Origin of the sequence: Neobacillus jeddahensis (assembly GCF_000612625.1) — a bacterium.
GTDB lineage: Bacteria > Bacillota > Bacilli > Bacillales > Cytobacillaceae > Neobacillus > Neobacillus jeddahensis.
Map to the genome: position 1 here is coordinate 24,115 of NZ_CCAS010000015.1, position 21,085 is coordinate 45,199.

Annotated in this window: 19 protein-coding genes; 13 read left to right on the forward strand and 6 right to left on the reverse strand. The window is 38.5% G+C overall.

All coding sequences use genetic code 11. The annotated features are described in order from the left end of the window. Positions 1–29: 29 nt before the first annotated feature. Positions 30–695, reverse strand: a complete 666-nt coding sequence (locus tag TY15_RS09225; protein ID WP_040204328.1) for a B3/B4 domain-containing protein — start codon at positions 693–695, stop codon at positions 30–32. Positions 696–803: 108 nt separating this feature from the next. On the opposite strand from TY15_RS09225, the gene queG reads away from it, so the two are divergent. The 10 genes from queG (at position 804) to TY15_RS09275 (ending at position 12,122) form a co-directional block, all read left to right on the forward strand. After that, positions 804–1,937, forward strand: a complete 1,134-nt coding sequence (gene queG / locus TY15_RS09230; protein WP_040204329.1) for a tRNA epoxyqueuosine(34) reductase QueG — start codon at positions 804–806, stop codon at positions 1,935–1,937. Between the two features lie 85 nt (positions 1,938–2,022). Next, positions 2,023–2,901, forward strand: a complete 879-nt coding sequence (locus TY15_RS09235; protein WP_040204330.1) for an amidase domain-containing protein — start codon at positions 2,023–2,025, stop codon at positions 2,899–2,901. A 71-nt stretch (positions 2,902–2,972) separates the two neighbouring features. Continuing rightward, positions 2,973–3,446 carry a tRNA (uridine(34)/cytosine(34)/5-carboxymethylaminomethyluridine(34)-2'-O)-methyltransferase TrmL gene (gene trmL, locus TY15_RS09240; RefSeq protein ID WP_040204331.1) on the forward strand — a complete coding sequence of 158 codons (474 nt, stop codon included), beginning with the start codon at positions 2,973–2,975 and terminating at the stop codon, positions 3,444–3,446. A 54-nt stretch (positions 3,447–3,500) separates the two neighbouring features. Continuing rightward, on the forward strand, positions 3,501–4,250 hold the full coding sequence (nfsA, locus tag TY15_RS09245; RefSeq protein WP_040204332.1) for an oxygen-insensitive NADPH nitroreductase: 750 nt from the start codon (positions 3,501–3,503) through the stop codon (positions 4,248–4,250). A 362-nt stretch (positions 4,251–4,612) separates the two neighbouring features. Continuing rightward, positions 4,613–6,508, forward strand: coding sequence for a PrkA family serine protein kinase (locus TY15_RS09250; protein WP_040204333.1), 1,896 nt, complete (start codon positions 4,613–4,615; stop codon positions 6,506–6,508). A gap of 294 nt (positions 6,509–6,802) precedes the next feature. After that, positions 6,803–7,969: a sporulation protein YhbH gene (gene yhbH / locus TY15_RS09255; protein ID WP_187373550.1), complete on the forward strand. Its 1,167-nt coding sequence runs from the start codon at positions 6,803–6,805 to the stop codon at positions 7,967–7,969. 236 nt (positions 7,970–8,205) lie between these two features. Next, a complete protein-coding gene (gene nagA / locus TY15_RS09260; protein WP_040204335.1) occupies positions 8,206–9,399 on the forward strand; it encodes an N-acetylglucosamine-6-phosphate deacetylase in 1,194 nt (397 codons plus the stop codon). A gap of 1 nt (position 9,400) precedes the next feature. Beyond that, on the forward strand, positions 9,401–10,138 hold the full coding sequence (nagB, locus tag TY15_RS09265; protein WP_040204336.1) for a glucosamine-6-phosphate deaminase: 738 nt from the start codon (positions 9,401–9,403) through the stop codon (positions 10,136–10,138). 160 nt (positions 10,139–10,298) lie between these two features. After that, positions 10,299–11,021: a GntR family transcriptional regulator gene (locus TY15_RS09270; RefSeq protein ID WP_040204399.1), complete on the forward strand. Its 723-nt coding sequence runs from the start codon at positions 10,299–10,301 to the stop codon at positions 11,019–11,021. Positions 11,022–11,186: 165 nt separating this feature from the next. Further along, entirely contained in the window at positions 11,187–12,122 is a 936-nt protein-coding gene (locus TY15_RS09275; RefSeq protein WP_392391393.1) for a CAP domain-containing protein, read from the forward strand. Positions 12,123–12,176: 54 nt separating this feature from the next. On the opposite strand, the gene TY15_RS09280 is transcribed toward TY15_RS09275, so the two are convergent. Together TY15_RS09280 and TY15_RS23130 are read right to left on the reverse strand one after the other, a co-directional pair. Further along, positions 12,177–13,451, reverse strand: coding sequence for a sensor histidine kinase (locus TY15_RS09280; RefSeq protein WP_040204337.1), 1,275 nt, complete (start codon positions 13,449–13,451; stop codon positions 12,177–12,179). 207 nt (positions 13,452–13,658) lie between these two features. Beyond that, entirely contained in the window at positions 13,659–15,164 is a 1,506-nt protein-coding gene (locus TY15_RS23130) for a sensor domain-containing diguanylate cyclase (protein ID WP_052353736.1), read from the reverse strand. 383 nt (positions 15,165–15,547) lie between these two features. Between TY15_RS23130 and gndA the strand changes: the two genes are divergently transcribed. Beyond that, positions 15,548–16,960, forward strand: a complete 1,413-nt coding sequence (gene gndA / locus TY15_RS09290; RefSeq protein WP_040204339.1) for an NADP-dependent phosphogluconate dehydrogenase — start codon at positions 15,548–15,550, stop codon at positions 16,958–16,960. 106 nt (positions 16,961–17,066) lie between these two features. Here gndA and TY15_RS09295 read toward each other — a convergent pair whose 3' ends face one another. The 3 genes from TY15_RS09295 to TY15_RS09305 all read right to left on the reverse strand — a co-directional run bounded on the left by TY15_RS09295 (position 17,067) and on the right by TY15_RS09305 (position 19,907). Further along, entirely contained in the window at positions 17,067–17,345 is a 279-nt protein-coding gene (locus TY15_RS09295; protein ID WP_040204340.1) for a hypothetical protein, read from the reverse strand. Between the two features lie 11 nt (positions 17,346–17,356). Beyond that, the gene (locus tag TY15_RS09300) at positions 17,357–18,637 is read right to left on the reverse strand and encodes an ArsB/NhaD family transporter (protein WP_040204342.1); all 1,281 of its coding nucleotides are present in this window, start codon (positions 18,635–18,637) and stop codon (positions 17,357–17,359) included. A gap of 157 nt (positions 18,638–18,794) precedes the next feature. Next, complete coding sequence (locus tag TY15_RS09305; protein WP_052353737.1) at positions 18,795–19,907, reverse strand: metallophosphoesterase; 1,113 nt, start codon at positions 19,905–19,907, stop codon at positions 18,795–18,797. A 248-nt stretch (positions 19,908–20,155) separates the two neighbouring features. On the opposite strand from TY15_RS09305, the gene TY15_RS09310 reads away from it, so the two are divergent. Next, positions 20,156–20,869, forward strand: a complete 714-nt coding sequence (locus TY15_RS09310) for a CpaE/TadZ family protein (protein WP_042374353.1) — start codon at positions 20,156–20,158, stop codon at positions 20,867–20,869. Next, complete coding sequence (locus TY15_RS09315) at positions 20,847–21,077, forward strand: 4Fe-4S binding protein (RefSeq protein WP_040204343.1); 231 nt, start codon at positions 20,847–20,849, stop codon at positions 21,075–21,077. Before TY15_RS09310 ends, TY15_RS09315 begins: the two co-directional genes overlap by 23 nt. Positions 21,078–21,085: the final 8 nt, after the last annotated feature.

Consider the following 21,085-nt stretch of genomic DNA (forward strand, 5'->3'; position numbering starts at 1 on the left):
TTTTATGAAAAAAAAGAGGCGGTTAATGGTTAAGAAATAATTTGGTAAGAAGCTTCGCCACCATGAATTTGGGTAAACATGTTCATTAATGATTCAGTGAGTTTTCTTGCTTGATCAAAATCAGTGGCAGGGCGGAGATAGATGATTTGTAAGGCATTTGTTGTCCCAATCGTGACGGGGGTTTTTTCAGAATCAACAAAAGGACTTCCAAATGGTCCATTTTGGTCGGCAGTTAGGATAAGATCGGTTAAGGAATTTTTTCTCCCATTTAAACCTCTGTAATCCTCTCCATCTTTACCAATCCGAATGATGACAGGTCCTTTTAGTAAATCAAGGTCGTAGATTCCAATGGGTACTTGATATTGCAACGAGAAAAAATTATTGATATCAATGGCACTTTGAACGGAAGTAAGATAGTTTTGCTTTTGCACCCTTCGATACAGAGCCTCAGCAGCGTGTCGATATCTATTAGGATCCTTACCTGTGGTTTTAAAAATACTCCGCCATTCACGAATTCCAGGAAGGTCTGACACCTGTTTATCTTGTAATTCAAAGTAAATGGATTCTTGAAAAAGCTGAAGTCTTCCTTTAATCATTTGTGGCGAATCCCCGACTGTAATATTTTTATATTCGATCATTCCTACCTTGAAATTAGGAATTTTCTCGATTATTTCCGATGAAAGTTGAATTTCCAACCATTCCACCTCCAAATTTTAATGTAGATAGTTTATCATAAATAGATGTGCTACTTATAATGTTAACAACTTTCATAGATGATCTATGTTGGAAAGGGGGTGTCGACAATGGATGTCAATGGGTTAAAAGAAGAGATCAAAGTTTATTGCCAAGAAATCGGAATTGATAAGGTTGGCTTTACAACGGCAGATCCCTTCATAGAATTGAAAAATCGCTTAGAAAGGCAACAGCAACTTGGCTATCAGTCAGGATTTGAAGAGCCTGATATTGATAAACGGGTCACGCCTTCATTACTTCTTGAGGAACCACGTTCCATTATTTCTATCGCCCTAGCCTATCCTTCTAAAATGAACACTCGTGTCGAGAGTAAAAAGGGTGAACGAAGAGGAATTTTCAGCCGAGCTTCATGGGGGCTTGACTATCATCATATACTTAGAGACAGGCTAAAAAAGCTAGAAGACTTTATTATTACTAAATTTCCAGACGCTCGACTGAAATCGATGGTCGACACAGGGGAGCTCTCTGACCGAGCCGTAGCTGAAAGAGCTGGGATTGGTTGGAGTGGAAAAAACTGCGCGATAATCACTCCGGAATTTGGCTCATATGTTTATATTGGTGAAATGATTACGAGTATCCCGTTTGAACCGGATACGCCGATAGAAGATCAGTGTGGAACCTGTACAAAGTGCTTAGAGGCATGTCCGACAGGTGCCTTAGTCCAAGGGGGGCAGATTAATGCCCAGCGCTGCATTTCTTTTTTAACACAAACAAAGGAATTTATTCCTGATGAATTTAGAGAAAAGATTGGAAACCGTGTCTATGGCTGTGATTCCTGTCAAACAGCTTGTCCGGTCAATAAGGGAAAGAATTTTCATTTTCATGAAGAAATGGAACCTGATCCCGAGGTAGCTAAGCCATTATTAAAGCCCATTTTGAAATTAAGTAATCGGGAATTTAAACACGCTTTTGGAACTGTTTCAGGATCTTGGCGTGGGAAAAAGCCCATTCAACGAAATGTGATCATTGCCCTGGCTCATTTTAAAGATGAAAGTGCGGTCCCAGAATTAATTGATGTATTAGAGAAAGAGGCAAGTCCCGTATCAAGAGGAACAGCAGCCTGGGCCCTTGGAAAAATAGGCGGAAAAGCGGCCTTATTAGCTCTAGAAAAGGCAAAAGATCAAGAGATGGATAAAGAAGTTCAAACTGAAATAGAAAAGGGCCTCCACTTTATTAAAAGATAACAGAGCAAACCACCTAGGTTAGCTCTTTTTTTAATAGTTAAATCCTTCATTCTTTCATATGTATGAAAAGAAAGGGGGAAAGTATATGCAAGAATTACTTCAAGATTTATTTGAACAGCGGGTCAATCAATTTGTCTCAAATAAAAGGAGTCATAAATTATTTTTTCCAAAGGCAGAAAATAAACAAGCAGCTTTAGCAAAAAGGGCAGCTGAAATGGTAAAAGTAAAGGTGTCAGGCAAGATTATCGAGGAGTCTACTGAAGATGACTTTCAAGTAATAAAATACCAAGCCCATTATCAATATTTAATAAAGCAAAAAGGGATTCTATATATGGAAGAAGAAATGGAAGCTAGATTAGCAAAGTTTTATAAAGGTGCTTTGGTAATGGATGAAGAAATCCAATGTTTAGGTGAACAGGATTTACTTCATGAAACTACGATAGTTGACCAAACAGTAGAAGAGGATGAACGACTGAGCTATCAGTATGACCGTTTAAAGGCTGTTCAATATGCGGAACGCTGGTGGAATAGCTACAATCCTGCGTATAAAAAGTTCGAGGTGGATTGCACCAACTTTATCTCGCAATGTCTGCATACTGGAGGGGCACCGATGAGAGGTTATCCAAACCGTGGAAGTGGGTGGTGGCTGCAAAAAAATAACTGGAGTTATAGCTGGGCCGTGGCACACTCACTCCGATTGTATTTATCCAATTCAAAAAGCGGTTTAAGGGCCAAGGAACTGAACAGTCCTGAGCAATTATTATTGGGGGATGTCATTTGCTACGATTTTGAAGGAGATGGACGGTTCAACCATAACACGATTGTTACCGGAAAGGATGCCAATGGGATGCCACTCGTCAATGCTCATACGTACAATAGCAGAATGCGGTACTGGGCATATGAGGATTCATCCGCCTATACCCCAAGGATTAAATACAAATTTTATTCGATTATCGAATCATGATGGTTCTTTCTTGAAAGGACGTTTGAGAGTGGTATAATTGCAGATAGAGTTTTTTAAATGAGGTGAGCTTCATGGCAATAAACGTCGTATTATATCAACCACAAATACCTTCTAATACTGGGAACATTGCGCGGACTTGTGCAGGCACAGATACTAATTTGCACTTAATCCGACCGTTAGGCTTTTCGACAGATGACAAGATGTTAAAAAGAGCAGGATTGGATTATTGGCAATACGTAAATATTATTTATTACGATTCATTAGAAGATTTTTATGAAAAGAATGCTGGTGGGGCATTCTTTTATATAACGAAATTTGGAAAAAAGCAGTATAGCAGCTTTGATTACAGTGATCCAAGCAAGGAGTACTATTTCATTTTTGGAAGGGAAACAACGGGTCTACCAGCTGAAGTCATTGAAAATAATAAAGAAACAGCTTTGAGAATCCCAATGACCGATAATATTCGTTCTTTGAATTTATCTAATACGGCTGCAATTCTTATTTATGAAGCGCTACGACAACAGGCATTTGCCCATCTTAAATAAAGGAAAGGAGGCCCGTTTATCGGGTCTCTTTTTGCAAAAGAAAGGAAGATACCTATGAATCAAGTGATTTCGACGATTCTCAATCATCGTACTATCCGCTACTTTGAGGACAAGCAACTAACGGATGAACAAATTAAAACGATCGTTTCTTGTGCGCAAGCAGCAGCAACCTCAAGTTTTATTCAGGCCTATTCTATTATTGGCATTAAGGATAAAGAGAAGAAGAAAAGGCTGGCTGAACTGACTGGTAATCAAGAATACGTTGAAAAAAATGGCCACTTTTTTATTTTTTGTGCGGACCTTTATCGGCATACGGTCATTGGGGAAAAGGAGCAACGTAATGTCACTCCAGCACTTGAAAGTACTGAGAAATTTATGGTTGCTCTTATCGATACTTCTTTAGCGGCGCAAAATGCAGCCCTTGCAGCAGAATCGATGGGGCTAGGTATTTGTTACATAGGTGGAATCCGCAATCATTTGGAAGAGGTTAAGAAGATAGTAAAAATACCAGACCGTGTAATCCCTTTGTTTGGCTTAGCTGTCGGCTATCCAACTAAAATAACGGACCAAAAACCAAGGCTTCCATTAGAACATGTCTATCATGAGGATGAATATGAGCAGGATCAGCAGAAATTCATTCGTCAACTTGATGAATATGATGCGTTGATATCTAGCTACTATGAAAAAAGAACAGAGGGGCAAAGAACCGATCGCTGGAGTGAACAAATAGCCCAAATGCTCTCCAAGCAAAATAGAATGTATATGAAAGAATTTATCCAAAAAAATAAGCTAGATTTGCAATGAAAAAATGGCTGCCATCGTGGCAGCCATTTTTTCAGATTGTTCAGTTCTACTGTCCAACTACTATCTTACTTTGTACCTGGTTTGTCGTTATACCCTGATGTGAAGATTGCTGCTAAGAATGCAACCATTACTAAAATGACGATAAACGTATTCATATTATGTATGGCCCCCTTTGAAACGAAAATAATTAAAAATCTCCATTTAGTCTTATTATAGCCTAACTTTATAAAATGAAAAGACCATTATTCCTATTATTGAAATAAAAAAGATAGACAGTAACTCGCACAGGTTACGCATGTTCAAGTTCTTTGATGCATAGAGTATATTAATCGTCTCTGATAAAGCTACAGGGGGAGGTCCTTATGGATATTTTAAAAAAAATCGAGATGTATCGAGAAGAAGAGGAAAAATTGCGTTGGGAAGGTTCATTCGCTGATTATTTACTGCTGTTAAAGGAAAAGCCATGGGTAGCACAATCTGCACATTCTCGAGTTTATAATATGATCAAGGATGCCGGGATTGAAGAAGTAAAAGGGACGAAAAAGTATAATTTCTTTAGCAATCAATTATTTGGACTAGAAGAATCACTGGAGAGGCTTGTGGAGGAATACTTTCATCCGGCAGCAAAGAGATTGGATGTAAGAAAGCGTATTTTACTCTTAATGGGCCCGGTAAGCGGTGGTAAATCGACGCTGGTTACTATGTTAAAACGGGGCTTAGAATCCTATTCACATACGGATAGAGGCTCTGTTTTTGCTATCAAAGGATGCCCCATGCATGAGGATCCACTTCATTTAATCCCACATCATTTGCGAGCGGATTTCCAAGAGGAATATGGAATTCGCATAGAAGGTAATCTTTCACCATTGAATATGATGCGTCTTGAGCAAGAATATGGTGGTAGAATTGAAGATGTTTTGGTCGAGAGAATCTTCTTCTCAGAAGATAAACGGACCGGGATTGGAACCTTCAGTCCCTCCGATCCGAAATCACAAGACATCGCTGATTTAACAGGTAGTATTGACTTTTCAACCATCGCCGAATTCGGCTCTGAATCAGATCCGCGTGCCTACCGCTTTGATGGCGAGCTAAATAAAGCTAACCGTGGGATGATGGAATTCCAAGAAATGTTGAAATGTGATGAGAAATTCCTTTGGCATTTGCTGTCCTTAACACAAGAGGGCAACTTTAAAGCAGGCAGGTTTGCTTTAATTAGTGCAGATGAGCTAATTGTCGCACACACGAATGAAACAGAATATCGCTCTTTTATTTCTAATAAGAAAAATGAAGCTCTGCATTCTCGTATTATCGTCATGCCGATTCCGTACAATTTAAAGGCGTCACAGGAAGAAAGAATATATGAAAAAATGATTAATGAAAGTGATGTTTCGAATGTTCACATTGCACCGCATACTTTAAAGGTTGCTGCGATGTTTACGATTCTTACCCGCTTAAAGGAGCCGAAAAAAGGAGATATTGATCTTCTGAAGAAAATGCGCCTATATGATGGTGAAAGCGTCGAAGGATTTAATTCGGCGGATGTAGAGGAGTTAAAACGCGAATATCCAGATGAAGGGATGAGCGGAATTGATCCTCGTTATGTGATCAATCGTATCTCGTCCACCATTATTCGAAAAGAAGTACCGTCGATAAATGCCCTTGATGTACTGAGATCATTAAAAGACGGGTTGGATCAACATCCATCCATTACGGCTGAGCTCCGTGACCGCTATATGAATTATATCTCTTTAGCGCGAAAAGAGTATGATAATATTGCTAAGAAGGAAGTCCAAAAAGCATTTGTTTATTCCTATGAAGAGTCAGCTAAGACCCTTATGGACAATTATCTTGATAATGTGGAAGCCTATTGCAACAAAGCAAAGCTTCGTGATCCACTAACTGGTGAAGAGATTAATCCAGATGAAAAGCTCATGCGGTCCATTGAAGAACAAATTGGTATTTCTGAAAATGCCAAAAAGGCGTTCAGAGAAGAGGTATTAATCAGAATTTCAGCCTTTGCGAGAAAAGGAAAACGGTTTGATTATAATTCACATGATCGCTTACGAGAAGCCATTCAAAAGAAACTGTTTGCTGATCTAAAGGATGTTGTTAAGATTACGACTTCTTCGAAAACCCCAGATGAGCAGCAACTGAAGAAAATTAATGATGTCGTCGCGCGATTAGTGGATGAACATGGCTATAATTCATCATCAGCTAATGAACTATTAAGGTATGTAGGCAGCTTATTGAATAGATAACTGAGGAGTAAAATAGGGGGCTGGCAGAAGGAATCTGTCAGTCTCTTTTTTTCCAATAGGAAAGTATGCGGGCACATTAAGTATTTCTAATCCGGACAGTCTCACTACTTTTGGGTTGTCCAAATCATAGGCAAAAGCCTAATTGTCAAAATTATTTGTAAATTATTCGCGAATGCTGCATAGGATAAAGTAATCCATCTTTTAGGTTTATTTTTACACTCGCGTTATAGTATGTAAATCTTAAAAAATGTGTGCAGTATGGATGTAAAAAAATTTCATAAGGAGGGGTATATAATGTCTGACGATAACCATCAATTTGTGATTTCTAGAGAAGATTGGTCCCTCCACCGTAAAGGCCACGATGATCAGCAGCGGCATCAAGAAAAAGTCCAGGAGGCGATTCGAAACAATCTTCCTGACTTAATTACAGAAGAGAGCATTATCATGTCTAATGGTCGAGATGTAGTGAAAATTCCAATCCGTTCATTAGACGAATATAAAATTCGCTATAATTATGACAAAAACAAACACGTGGGCCAAGGGGACGGTGACAGTCAAGTCGGTGATGTAGTAGCACGTGATGGATCCAGTGCACAAAAAGGACCTGGTAAAGGGCAAGGCGCAGGTGATCAAGCAGGTGAAGATTACTTTGAAGCAGAAGTTTCTTTAATGGAGCTTGAAGAAGCCTTGTTTAAACAACTAGAGCTGCCTAATTTAAAGAAAAAAGAAGAACCAGAACATCTAATCGAAAATATTGAGTTCAACGATATTCGGAAAACAGGCTTAATGGGGAATATTGATAAGAAACGAACGATGATGTCTGCTTTTAAACGAAATGCGATGAGTGGTAAGCCAGCCTTTCACCCGATTTACAAGGATGATTTGAAATTTAAGACCTGGAATGAAGTGATTAAACCAGATTCTAAAGCGGTCGTCATTGCGATGATGGATACAAGTGGGTCAATGGGAATATGGGAAAAGTATATGGCACGTAGCTTTTTCTTCTGGATGACTCGTTTTTTACGAACGAAATATGAAACAGTTGAAATTGAGTTTATCGCTCATCATACGGAAGCAAAGGTTGTTTCGGAAGAGGATTTCTTCTCGAAAGGAGAAAGCGGTGGAACGATTTGTTCATCCGCATACCGCAAAGCCCTGGAGATCATTGATTCTAAGTATAATCCACGAAAGTTCAACATCTATCCATTCCATTTTTCAGACGGTGACAATCTCACATCGGATAACGCCCGCTGTGTGAAGCTTGTAGAAGAACTAATGAAGTTGTCTAACATGTTCGGGTACGGAGAGGTGAATCAGTACAATCGTCATTCCACATTAATGTCAGCATACAAGAACATTAAGGATGAGCAGTTCCGATATTTTATCCTAAAGCAAAAAGCAGATGTATTCCACGCAATGAAGAGCTTTTTCCAAGCAGAAGAATCAAAATTGTATGCATAAAAAGATCGACAGGACGATGTGCCTGTCGATTTTTTTATGGCCAGGGTTCATTGACAAGTAAATATAGATGTCTATACCAATATCCGGACCCGTCTATATGCTAAAGTCAATTCATTAGTTATGTGGATAAAAAGTGAATTTTTTTTGTATACCATTTAGAAACATCAAATTGGTATAGACAACTAGAACTTGGTGATGCTAAACTAAAGCTATAACCTGAAAGGAAGTTTTTAAAAATGACTCCAAAGGATACTTCTATTTTACTTAAAGGAATTCGAATTTATTCAGAAGACCATGTGATTGAAAATGGATATATAAAAATAATGAATCAAAAAATAGCTGAACTTGGCTCATTAGCGGAACCTGTTAATGAAGATGGGGTTGAGGTAATAGAAGTTCCAAGTCAATTTCATGCGGTTCCCGGTTTTATTGATGTTCATATTCATGGCGTTAATGGTGCAGACACAATGGACGGAACAAAGGATGCATTGGATACAATGGTTACGGCATTGCCTAGAGAAGGAACGACGAGTTTTTTAGCGACAACTATGACCCAAGATGGTAAACAAATTGAAAAAGCACTCGTCAATGCTGGAGAATATATCGAAACACAGGCTTCCGAAGGGAAAGCAGAGGTACTAGGGCTTCATCTTGAGGGGCCGTTTGTGAACGCAAATAAAGCAGGAGCACAGCCCGTTCAGCATATTATTGATCCAGATCTGGCCTTATTTAAAGAGTGGAAAAAGCTGTCCAAAGGAAAGATTAAACTTGTCACCTTAGCACCAGAACGGCCAGGTGGACTTGAAATGATTCACTATTTAAAGGAAAACGGCATCGTTGCCTCCATTGGTCATACAGATGCCACTTATGAAGAAGTAAATGATGCCATTGTTGCAGGGGCAAATCATGTCACTCATCTTTTTAATCAAATGAGAGGACTGCACCATCGTGAACCAGGAGTTGTGGGGGCCGCCTTTTTACGTAAAGAATTAACAGCGGAAATCATAGTGGACGGCGTCCATGTTCACCCAGAGATGGTCAATCTTGCTTTCAAAACGAAGCAGAGTGAAGGATTAATATTAATAACCGATTCAATGCGGGCAAAGTGTTTGAAGAATGGCATGTATGAACTCGGTGGACAAGAGGTAATTGTTCAAGATGGAAAAGCAGTTCTAGCTGATGGGACTCTTGCTGGGAGTATTTTAAAATTAGGGCATGCAGTAAAAAATATATTAGCCTATACCGGATGTTCACTAGCGGAAGCCATCGTCATGGCGTCAGTCAATCCAGCCAAACAGTTAAATGTTTATGATAGGAAGGGCAGCATAGCAGTTGGTAAGGACGCAGACATCGTCATCCTTGATGATAATATGGATGTTTTTATGACATTTTGCCGGGGAACACTAGCTTATAAACGGGAGGAAAAATAATATGAATATTATTGAAGTAAAAGATTACGCAGAAATGAGCCAAAAGGCCGCCGAATATATCATTGAAAAAGTTTGTAAAAGTCCAACACTGAATATGGGCCTTGCCACTGGTGGAACGCCAATTGGAACGTATGAAAATTTAATCGCGGATTTCAAAAAGAACAGTACCTCCTATCGAGACGTAACAACCTTTAACTTAGATGAGTATGTTGGACTTTCCGGTGATAATGAGAATAGCTATCGCTATTTCATGGATGATCACTTTTTTAATCATATTGATATTAAGAAAGATAATACGAATGTCCCATGTGGAGATGGTAACGATTTAGAAGAGGAATGCAGTCGCTATGAGCAATTAATTGCTAAACACGGTGGAATCGATCTTCAAGTTCTAGGCATTGGCAGCAACGGCCATATAGGTTTCAATGAACCAGGAACATCCTTTAACACGAAAACCCATGTAATTGATTTAGCACCGTCTACGATTAAAGCTAATGCCAGGTTTTTTAATCGAGTAGAGGACGTGCCTACAAAGGCGATTACAATGGGAATAGCAACGATCATGAAAAGTAAAGAAATTCTTCTTCTCGTGTCTGGTGCCAGTAAAAAAGAGGCAATGAGCAAGCTTTTAACAGAAAATGTATCGGAAAGTTTTCCTGCATCCGTGTTGAAAAATCATCCATGTGTTACAATTATTGCGGATAAAGCAGCCGTTTCAGGGTTAAAGATACACAGTTAATATACTTAAAGTACTATTAATTATTTTTATGAAAGCTATATAAATGCTCATTGTTGATTTTTGCTTACTAGTTGATTGGGGCGGAAATCAACAGGCATTTTAACAAAACCTTATGAAGCCTGAATGGGTCCAGTTTAATGAGAAGGGTGAAAAAAGGAGAATGATAAACAAAAATTCCCCCATTCCACTTTACTATCAGCTTGAAGAGCATATAAAAGAGTTAATTGAAGAGGGTGTGTTAAAGCCTGGTGATGCACTTCCTCCAGAAAGAGAGTATGCCGAAAAGTATCAAATTAGCCGAATGACAGTCAGGCAGGCCTTTACCGAGCTCGTGAACGCTGGTTTTTTGTATCGGTTGCAAGGGAAGGGGACCTTTGTTGCCGAGCGGAAGATTGAACAGCCGCTACAAGGACTAACTAGCTTTACGGAAGATATGAAAGCAAGAGGACTCACACCAGGAAGCCAGCTGATTAACTTTGAAATTATTCCAGCTTCCAATCAGGTTGCTGGCCAACTGAAAATTCCAGAGTATGGTCCTGTTTATGAAATTACCCGGATTCGTATGGCAGACGATGTCCCAATGGCATTGGAAAAAAATTATATTTCGGCAAATCTCATCAAGGGTCTTACAGAAGAAATCGTGAATCATTCTCTTTATGCCTATGTCGAAGGGAAATTAAATTTAACTATTGATAGTGCTTCACAGCTTATTGAGTCTGCAATTGCCAGTCAAAATGAAGCGAAATTGTTACACATTGCAAAAGGGGCGCCAGTCATGCTAATTCAAAGAAATACCTATCTTCATGATGGTACTCCTGTTGAATTTGTTAAATCTGTTTATCGTGCAGATCGATATAAATTTATGATACACATGAAACGATAAATTTTATCAAAAAGCCAAATAGGTGCGCTCGCATCTATTTGGCTTTTTTAGCATTCATACGCATTCTTTATGTTTCACCTACAGACGTTTATTACCATTAATACTTTCCTTGAAAAAATCAAAAATAAGAAGGCAAGAAAATTTTCTTCAAAGGGGGTATTTCAATTGATAAAAAAAACCATGGGAATCCTATTAACGGGATTTTTAACGATGGGGTTAGCGGCATGTAATAACAATGACAGCAATGACGTTAATGATCAGACGACAAATCGGGTAGGAATGAATACAAATAATAACGATAACGATTTTGTAAATGTTCGGAATGGTCGAGATGATGGAATTGATCATAATGGACCATTAACTGAGGATTACACCAATCGTGACAATAATGATAGTGATTGGGATCGGAACATGTTTGATAATACGAATAAAGTCAAACGGAATAACGATGACATGATTTCTGCTTACCAAACAAACTTGAATAGCAGTCAGTATCCACATACACGGGCAGTAGTCATCCGCGATGCAAAATATCAATTTATTCGCATCGATCCTAGAAGTGGAGCCATCCAACAAGGACAGCCGAATACACAGGCGCAAATTCAAAATCCTAAAGCTATAGCACCGGCACCAGTTCCAAAGCAAACACAGCCGGCGCCAAAACAGACGCCCCCAACGACTCCAAAGACAACAACACAAACTCCAGCATCAACAGCTGGAAACGTTAGTCAATACGTTCAACAAGTGATTGACTTAACGAATGCCCAAAGAAGTAAAAATGGTCTGCCAGCTTTAAAGGCCGATTCACAATTAAATGGTGTAGCTCAGAAGAAGTCAGTGGATATGCAGCAAAATAATTATTTTTCTCATACGAGCCCGACCTATGGTTCCCCATTTGACATGATGAGAGATTTTGGAGTGACCTACAAATCTGCTGGTGAGAATATCGCACAAGGGCAACGGACACCGCAGGAAGTTGTTACAGCATGGATGAACAGTGAAGGGCATCGCAAAAATATTTTAAGCGCAAATTTCACTCATATTGGCGTGGGATTTGAAGACTCCGGCAAACATTGGACGCAAATGTTTATTGGGAAATAATAGTATTAGTTAACTCGAAGGGATCTTTTTCAATGAAAAAAAACCGGTAGCAGCTTAGGCTCTACCGGTTTGTTCATTCATTAGAATGGAAGGAATTGTAGGGAATTCAAAAAGAAAGGTTGTTCCTTTTTCCATTTCACTTTCAACGCTGATTGAACCATCCATTGCACGGACGATGCTATAAACGACCATCATCCCTAAGCCGGTCCCATTTTTTCCTTTAGTGGAATAAAAGGGTTCTCCTAAGCGCTCCAGTTGTTTGCTACTCATACCTACCCCTGTATCTTTCACCTTAATCGTTACATAACTTTGGCTAAATTCAGTAGAAATGCTTAGATATCCGCCATTAGGCATGGATTCAATCGCATTTTTGAGGACATTTACAAAGCACTGGCGAAATTTTTGACCGTCTCCTTTAATAAAACCTATAACAGAAAAATCAGTGATTATCTCAACTGAATTTTGATTGGCTAATGGTTGTAGGATATTGATAATTTGGCGGAGTTCACTTTTTACATTCAATTCTTCAAACTGCTCTAAAGAAGGCTTAGCAAATGTCAAATAATCTTGTATGACCCGTTCAGCAGAGAATAATTCCTCTTTTACGATGGATAAGTATTCTCTTCTTTTATGCCTTGAAAGGTAATCATCCTCGAGAAGCTGGACAAAGCCACTAGCAGCCGTAAGTGGATTTCTAATTTCATGTGAGATCGCAGCCCCCATTTGTTCGACGGCTTTAAGTTTCTCGGCTTTAATCAGTTGTTGTTGCATTTCATTAATCTTTCTTACAAATTCAATTCCATAGGAAATGATCCCGATACCAAGCGATGGGATGACAAGGTAGGCAAACCAAGCATCGAATAAGTTGGCATGGGTATTAGCAAAAGTCATTCCGATGACTGTCAGCACCCCGAGGCACATCCCTATACATACAGTAACGAGGATCCGCCGAACAGGGACTTGTTTCAAAAACCAAGGATATAATTTCCAAAGAATAATGGAAAGCGGTAGATAAAGGATAATGGTTTGATAGAAACCCAAATGTAACCCGTAAAAGGAACGTAGGATGATCAGGGCTACAACTAGTATGGGACCTATTCCAACATAAAGTCCACCGAGCACGATTGGAATAAGCCGTAAATCATACCTGACGGATGGGATGGGATTATAAGAAAATTGAATACAAAGCCATAAAATGACGATAAACAAGCATGTAATTCCAAATCTAGATAGGGAAAATTGTTGCCTTTTCTCAAGAATAATTAAACAAATGAATAAGACAATAATTAATAAGGAGAGATTTAAGAAAAGGTGTTGCGTAATTTCCATTTTCTTCACCATCCATAAATGCTAATAGGGAAATTTTACATTTATTTATCGAAAGTTACAAGAAAATTTGCGAAATATTTAGATAAATATCGAATTTTAGGAAAGAGTGGGGAAAGGTAGGATGCAAATTCATCTTCCTTTCCCCCTCAAGAGTGATAGTATGAAAATTGACTTCGAGACGTGGCCAGTCCGAATCCTGTGTATTTCTTAGTTTGTTGAAATTGTATTTCTGCCATTTTCTTTGGATAAGTATAAGGCAGTGTCCGCCGCTTCAATTAGCTTTTCCGGTTCTGATGGTGAAGTAGGAATCTTTGTTGCAAGTCCTATACTTAAGGTGATCTGATTGGATATTTCTGATCCTTCATGTGGAATGTGAAGTGATCGAATGGAATTTTGTAAGTGCTGTGCCACCTTTATTCCTTCTTGCAACCCTTTGGATGTTAAAATGAGTGCAAACTCTTCACCACCATAGCGGCAAAAAGTATAATCAGAGGGAACGACGATTGCGTTATTAATGGTTTGAGCAATGGTTTGTAAGCATAGATCTCCTGCTGGATGGCCGTACGTATCATTGTATTTTTTAAAGTAATCAATATCAAACATGATCAAGGTGAGCGGTGTGTTGGTTGAATAGGCATTAACCCATTCTTTCTCAAGCGTTTCATCAAAGTATCTCCTATTGGAAATCCCTGTCAACCCATCCATATAGGATAACCGATTTAGCAGCTCGTTTGCTTCTTGTAATTTATGTTCTGTTAATTTTCGATCGGTAATATTTCTAGACACATTAATCACTCTTACTTTTCCATCCACTTGAAACGGTACTCTTTTAAGCGTCGATTCAATCCAAACATAGTCACCCATTTTGGAAAGGTAACGATAGGTTGAATTAGCTGTCCCTTCTAACAGTGCCAGTTTGAACATTTCATTGGTTCGCTCCACATCCTCCGGGTGAATGAACATCTCCATTTTTTTTCCGAGAAGCTCAGGATATTCAAAATGAATCACTTCACTTACAGCGGGAGAAATATAAATGTACTCTGTATTTTCATTATGCATGGTAATCATATCACTGGAGTATTCAGCGATTAGCCGAAACCGTTCTTCGGTTTCTTGTAACCTGATAATATTTTGCTTTAATTCATTTTGGGCCTGATTAGATTCTGTGATAAACACAAAACAATGGTAACCAAAAAAACCACCAATTAAAGAAATAAGAAAATGTAGAGGTAAGACATGTTTGAGGATAATAAGATCATCAATTTTAATAAGGTAAATGATAGTTAATATTAGCAAGCCGCACAGATTCATAAGAAATGCCTTTAAGGTACGAGAGCATCTTAAATTGAAGAGAACCCCACATATAATACCGATTAATAGCATGCCAATAGAAGGAATAATGGCCGATTCACTAAACCCGAATAAAACAATTCTTCCAATTGCAATAAGACCAGCAGCAATAATAGCAGGAAAAGCACCACCAAAGGCAGCTGCAATAACAATGGCTACGTGTCGTAAATCAGCAAAACTATTGGCACTTATTTGAATTGTAAATGACATTAATATATTCCCAAGGATGCCAAAGCAAAGTCCCCAGTATAGTTTAGTCTGGAAGGAGGAATGGGAGGATAATGGTTTATCCTTAAATAATGCTCCAATAATAGAGAACGAAGCGATTAACAGTGTCGCATTTGTGATAAAATCTTTTAGCATGAATAATCTCCTGTATGATTAGTAGCGGCTGGCAATGTTATTTGCCAAAGTATAACAAATGAATTCAAACGGTCCTATTATACTATACCTTGATTAGCATTTCATAGAAAGAATATTTCATGTACAAGTATATCTTTACACCTTATCAAGATTTAGTTAATTCATCACCTTAATTATAAGGAAAATTTATATCGGCAATATTGCATAATGAGTGAAGTTCTTGAACATTACGTGGCTACTTTGAAAAAGGATCCTCTTCTTTTTCAAAACTTATCATTAAATAGATTGATTAAATAAGTGTTATACTTCTTTAATGGAGCAAACTATATAATAGATAGTTGCCTCATATGTAAAATGAATAAAGATAGAAAGAGGGATACGGAATGTCTAAACAACAAATTGGTGTGATTGGATTAGCTGTCATGGGTAAAAATCTGGCTTTAAATATCGAAAGCCGTGGTTATTCTGTTGCGGTCTTTAATCGTTCCTACGATAAAACAGAGGCCTTTTTAAAGAATGAAGCGGAGGGAAAAAATTTCGTTGGAGCCCATACTGTTGAAGAATTTGTCAATTCTTTAGAGAAACCGCGAAAAATTTTATTAATGGTTAAAGCAGGTTCTGCCACTGATGCTACGATTGAATCGTTAAAACCATTCTTAGAAGAAGGCGATATTCTTATCGACGGTGGCAATACATTCTTCCAAGATACGATTCGCAGAAATAAAGAACTCGAAACAGCGGGTTATCATTTTATTGGTACTGGGGTATCCGGTGGGGAAGAAGGGGCTTTAAAAGGACCTGCGATTATGCCTGGTGGTAAAAAGGAAGCCTATGACCTTGTCAAGCCGATTCTAGAAGCCATTTCTGCTAAAGTTGAGGGAGATCCATGCTGTACTTATATTGGTCCAAACGGTGCGGGTCATTATGTGAAAATGGTACATAACGGGATTGAATATGGAGATATGCAATTAATTTCTGAAGCCTATTTTATTTTGAAAAATGTGCTTGGATTAAATGCTGATGAATTACATAACGTCTTTGCAGACTGGAATAAAGGGGAACTGGATAGCTATTTAATCGAAATTACTGCTGATATTTTTACGAAGATAGATGACGAGACTGGCAAACCAATGGTGGATGTGATTCTAGACACGGCTGGTCAAAAAGGAACTGGTAAGTGGACAAGCCAAAATGCCTTAGATTTAGGTGTACCGTTACCGATCATTACCGAATCCGTTTTTGCCCGCTTTATTTCTGCCATGAAGGACGAACGGGTAAAAGCAAGTAAGGTCCTAACTGGTCCTGAAGTAAAGCCATTTGAAGGCAGCAAGGAAGACCTAATTGAAGCTGTCCGCAAAGCATTATATATGAGTAAAATTTGCTCGTATGCCCAAGGTTTTGCGCAAATGCGTGCGGCATCTGAGGAATATGATTGGAATCTTCGCTATGGTGATATTGCGATGATCTTCCGAGGCGGTTGTATTATTCGTGCACAATTCCTTCAAAAAATTAAGGATGCATACGATCGTGATGCAGAACTAGCTAACTTGTTGTTAGATCCATATTTCAAAGAAATTGTTGAGAACTATCAATCTGCGTTGCGCCAAGTGCTTTCGATCGCAATCGAGCGTGGCATTCCTGTCCCATCGTTCGCGAGTGCTGTTGCTTACTATGACAGCTATCGTACGGAAACATTGCCAGCGAATCTATTACAGGCACAACGTGATTATTTTGGTGCCCATACGTATCAACGTATCGATAAGGATGGAGTTTTCCATACAAACTGGATGGAATAAAAAGAAAAGCTCCAGGCGCCTGGAGCTGGACAATTCTCAAAGTCGAAACAAATAAATTTTGATACTATAAAAAATACGGCAGCCGTAAATGGGCAGCCGTATTTTTTTACGACCATCGGATAGCTTGTATGAGTTGAAAGCGAAATAACTGGATAATAAATTCGTTGTAAAAGTCCTTTTTGACAATTACTTGATACTTATTCTGTGGATGAATGTAGTAAAGAAGATCTGTTAATACATCATTGTCATCGAAATATTCACGGACTTTTTGTAGTCTGTTTTTTAACTCTGGCTCAAGCAACTTTATTGAGAATTCAATATCATTCTCGTTAGCTGCTTCTTTTAAAGATAGAAGTTTTTTATCATAGACATACTCTAGCTTCATTGTTAACCCCCCTAGATTAAATAGCGTAAATAAATGTAGATCGTACAAATCACGATGGAAAGAATCATGAGTGGAAAAGAAATGAATAAAAACTTTCCAAATGAGATCGGATATCCTTCTTTAGCAGCGAGTCCTGCAACAATAACGTTCGCACTAGCTCCAATTAATGTGCCATTTCCCCCTAAACATGCCCCTAATGAAAGGCTCCACCAAAGTGGTTCTAAATTATTTACACCAAGCTCTCCCATATCCTTGATCATTGGGATCATCGTGGCAACAAAAGGGATGTTATCAATAAAAGCCGATGCAATGGCACTAATCCAGAGAATTAAAATTGATGTAGAAGTTACATTTCCTCCCGTTAGATGTACGGAATAATCTGCTAAAAGGGAGATAACTCCTGTTTCTATTAAGCCTGAAACGAGTACAAATAAGCCGATAAAAAAGAAAATAGTTGTCCACTCAACCTTAGAAAAAGACTTATCTAAATGTTTTTCTCCAGTTAATAGAAGCAAAAGAAAGGCCCCCGCCAAAGCAACTGTCGCAGATTCAATATGTAGGAGCTGATGAAGGAAAAAGCCTATAATCGTAAACGACAGGGCGAATAACGACTTTATTAATAACTTTTTATCCGTTATTTCCTCTTTCTCATCTAAGTCTAGAAGGTTCGCCTTTAATTCTTCGGACGTATGAAGCTGTTTCCGATAAATAAAAGCAAGGATAGCAATATTAACAAATAAGATAAAAAATGAAATGGCCGTTAAGTTATTGATAAACGCCATAAAGGTTAACTCTTTTACGGCACTTCCCAACATGATATTAGGTGGATCGCCAATTAAGGTGGCAGTCCCACCGATATTGGACGCGATAATTTCTGTAATTAAAAATGGGATTGGATTTACTCGTAATTGTCTTGTGATACTAAAGGTAACCGGAACCATTAAAAGGACGGTTGTAACATTATCTAGAAAGGCGGATCCTAATGCGGTAATGATTCCAAGAACGAGTAATATTTTGAGAGGATCTCCCTTCACTTTTTTTGCTGCCCAAATGGCGATGAATTTGAATAGTCCTGTTTCAGAAGTGATGGCCACGATAATCATCATTCCTGTGAGTAAGCCAAGGGTATTAAAATCAATATGATGGAGGGCCGTTTCCTGACCGACTATCCCTAGTAATACCATCATGATCCCACCCGCCATTGCAATAATGGTGCGGTGAATCTTTTCTGTCACTATAAAGGCGTAAGTAATAAGAAATACGCCTATAGCAACGATTGCTTGCGTTGACATGTATCGACCTCTTCTCTCGTATGTATTTTACAAACATTGAAAAATGCAAAAAGGAGCCTGTATTGACAGACTCCACCCTTAAATTCAATATATGTATTATAGGCTTTATTTTATTACTCTATACTCTGGTTGTAAAGCATGATACTTATTTATCTTCTTACAAGCCTAATTTTTTAATAAAATCAACGGTCTCTTCATGTTCTCGCTTCACCAACCTAAAAAGTCCTTTATCTGTTTTTACAAGGGCCTTTCCATTTTCATCCGCAATCGGTCTAGTCAAGGCCTTCCCCGTTACGATTTCCCACTTTCCAGCATGATTCCATAACTGTAAATCAATAATTCCAAGTCGACTGCCAAATGCACCTGCCATGACGACAGGCTTTCCATTGATTTGACCTGTCTTCAAGTTTGTATTTTTAATATCCTGAAAGACAGGACCTGGAAATACACTATGAGAATGGCCAGATAAAATCGCATCAATACCAGGAATTATTGTCAAATAATAGGCATCGTTTTCCGAATCAGGGCGATATGGCTCGCTGCTGATGCCGGTATGGGCTAGGGCAACGATAATATCGGCGCCCTTTGCTTTCATAATCGGAACAAATTCTTTTGCTGTTTCTACAATAGGCTTGGCGATGACCTTTCCTTCTAGATTTGCTTTGTCCCACTTCATTATTTGTGTAGGCATAAAGGCTATCACGCCAATATTCAACTGATACTGTTTGCCATTTTCGTCAACGACATTTCTTTTTAAAATAGTATAGGGTGTAAATAGGGGTTTGTTTGTTTTAACGGAAAATACATTTGCGTTTAAAGCAGGCATTTTTGCCCCCTTCAACGCAGTCATTAAAAATCCTAAACCGTAATTGAATTCATGATTTCCAATCGCGATGGCATCATAATTCAAATAATTAAACGCCCGATATACTGGATGTGTTTTTCCCTTATGCATTCCTCTGATTCTAGCTAGATACTCTCCCAGTGGATTTCCCTTTAAATGATCACCATCATCAAACAATAAGGTATTTTTTGCTTCATTCCGGGCCTCATTGATAAGAGTAGCCGTCTTGACGAGACCAATTCGATTGTCAACTTTTGTTTGATAATAATCATAATTGACCAATTCAGCATGTAAATCAGTCGTTTCAAGGATCCGCAACTCCACCATAGTTTGAGGAGTTGAATCCGCTGCAAATGAAAGAGAAGAGCAAGAAAGCCAAAAAAGGAAGCATCCAATTAACAGGTATGGAATCTTTTTTTTGTCCACTCAGAAAACCTCCCATTTCATGTTTTGTGTAGTCATAGTATTAGTTTATTTGACTAATTTATCCGACCTTAACGAGGTCCTCCTTTCTAGCCAGAGAAGTTCACTTTATGACAATCCGGTGAAGTGTGACATTATTCAAAGCGATAGATATCTTGTTTGACTTATAATAGAAGCAGAAATGAACTTGGAATACTTTCCTATACGCTTATTTGTAAACGTTTTCTTTTTTGTGGAAGGGTGTGATTTGATTGTTAAGGACAGATAAGAGAATTACCATTTTAGCTGGTCACTTTGGAAGTGGTAAAACGGAGATTTCCATTAATTTGGCATTAGCAAAAAGACAAAAATATGAAAAAGTAGCTATAAATGATTTAGATATCATTAATCCTTACTTCCGCTCACGAGATGTAGCCGCGATTCTTCAACAGCAAAACATTGAATTACTTGCCCCAAGCAATCGTTTGGCAACAGCCGATCTCCCAATTGTCACGGGGGAAATTTATCGGGTTCTCCATGACTTTCGGTATCAATTAATCGTCGATGCCGGTGGGGACGAAGACGGGGCAAAAGCATTAGGGCAATATTATCTTGAATGGAAGGATCTTAGCCCAGAATTACTTTTTGTCTTAAATGGGAATCGTCCATTTGTTAGTTCGCTTGAAGGCGCGGCATTTACGATTAAACAAATAGAGAAATCCTCTCGGCTAAAGGTTACAGGTATTATTAATAATTCTAATATTGGCTCCGAAACCACAATAAAGGATGTTGAAAAGGGGTTTGCTCTAAGCAGTAGATTGTCGGAAGAATTGGAGATACCATTTTTATATTCCACTATTTCAGTTGCTTTAAAACAAGAGGCAGAGGATTTTCAGAAAACACATGATGTTGTTTTTATCAAACGGTTTATGAAATTACCTTGGGAAAAGGAGGAGACTTTCCTTGGAGAAAAAAGTCGTTTTTAATGAGAAGATTTGTAAATCATGCAGCCTATGTGTCCAGGTCTGTCCAACAAATGTCATTTTTCTAGCCGACTATTTAAATGGAAGTGGGTACCGACCAGCAACGGTTGTGAATCAAGAGAATTGCATAAGTTGTGCAAAGTGTGCCCATGTTTGTCCGGATTCGGTCATTTCTGTTTATCGCCCGGTAAAGCTATTACAAACTGTTTAATTTGAAAG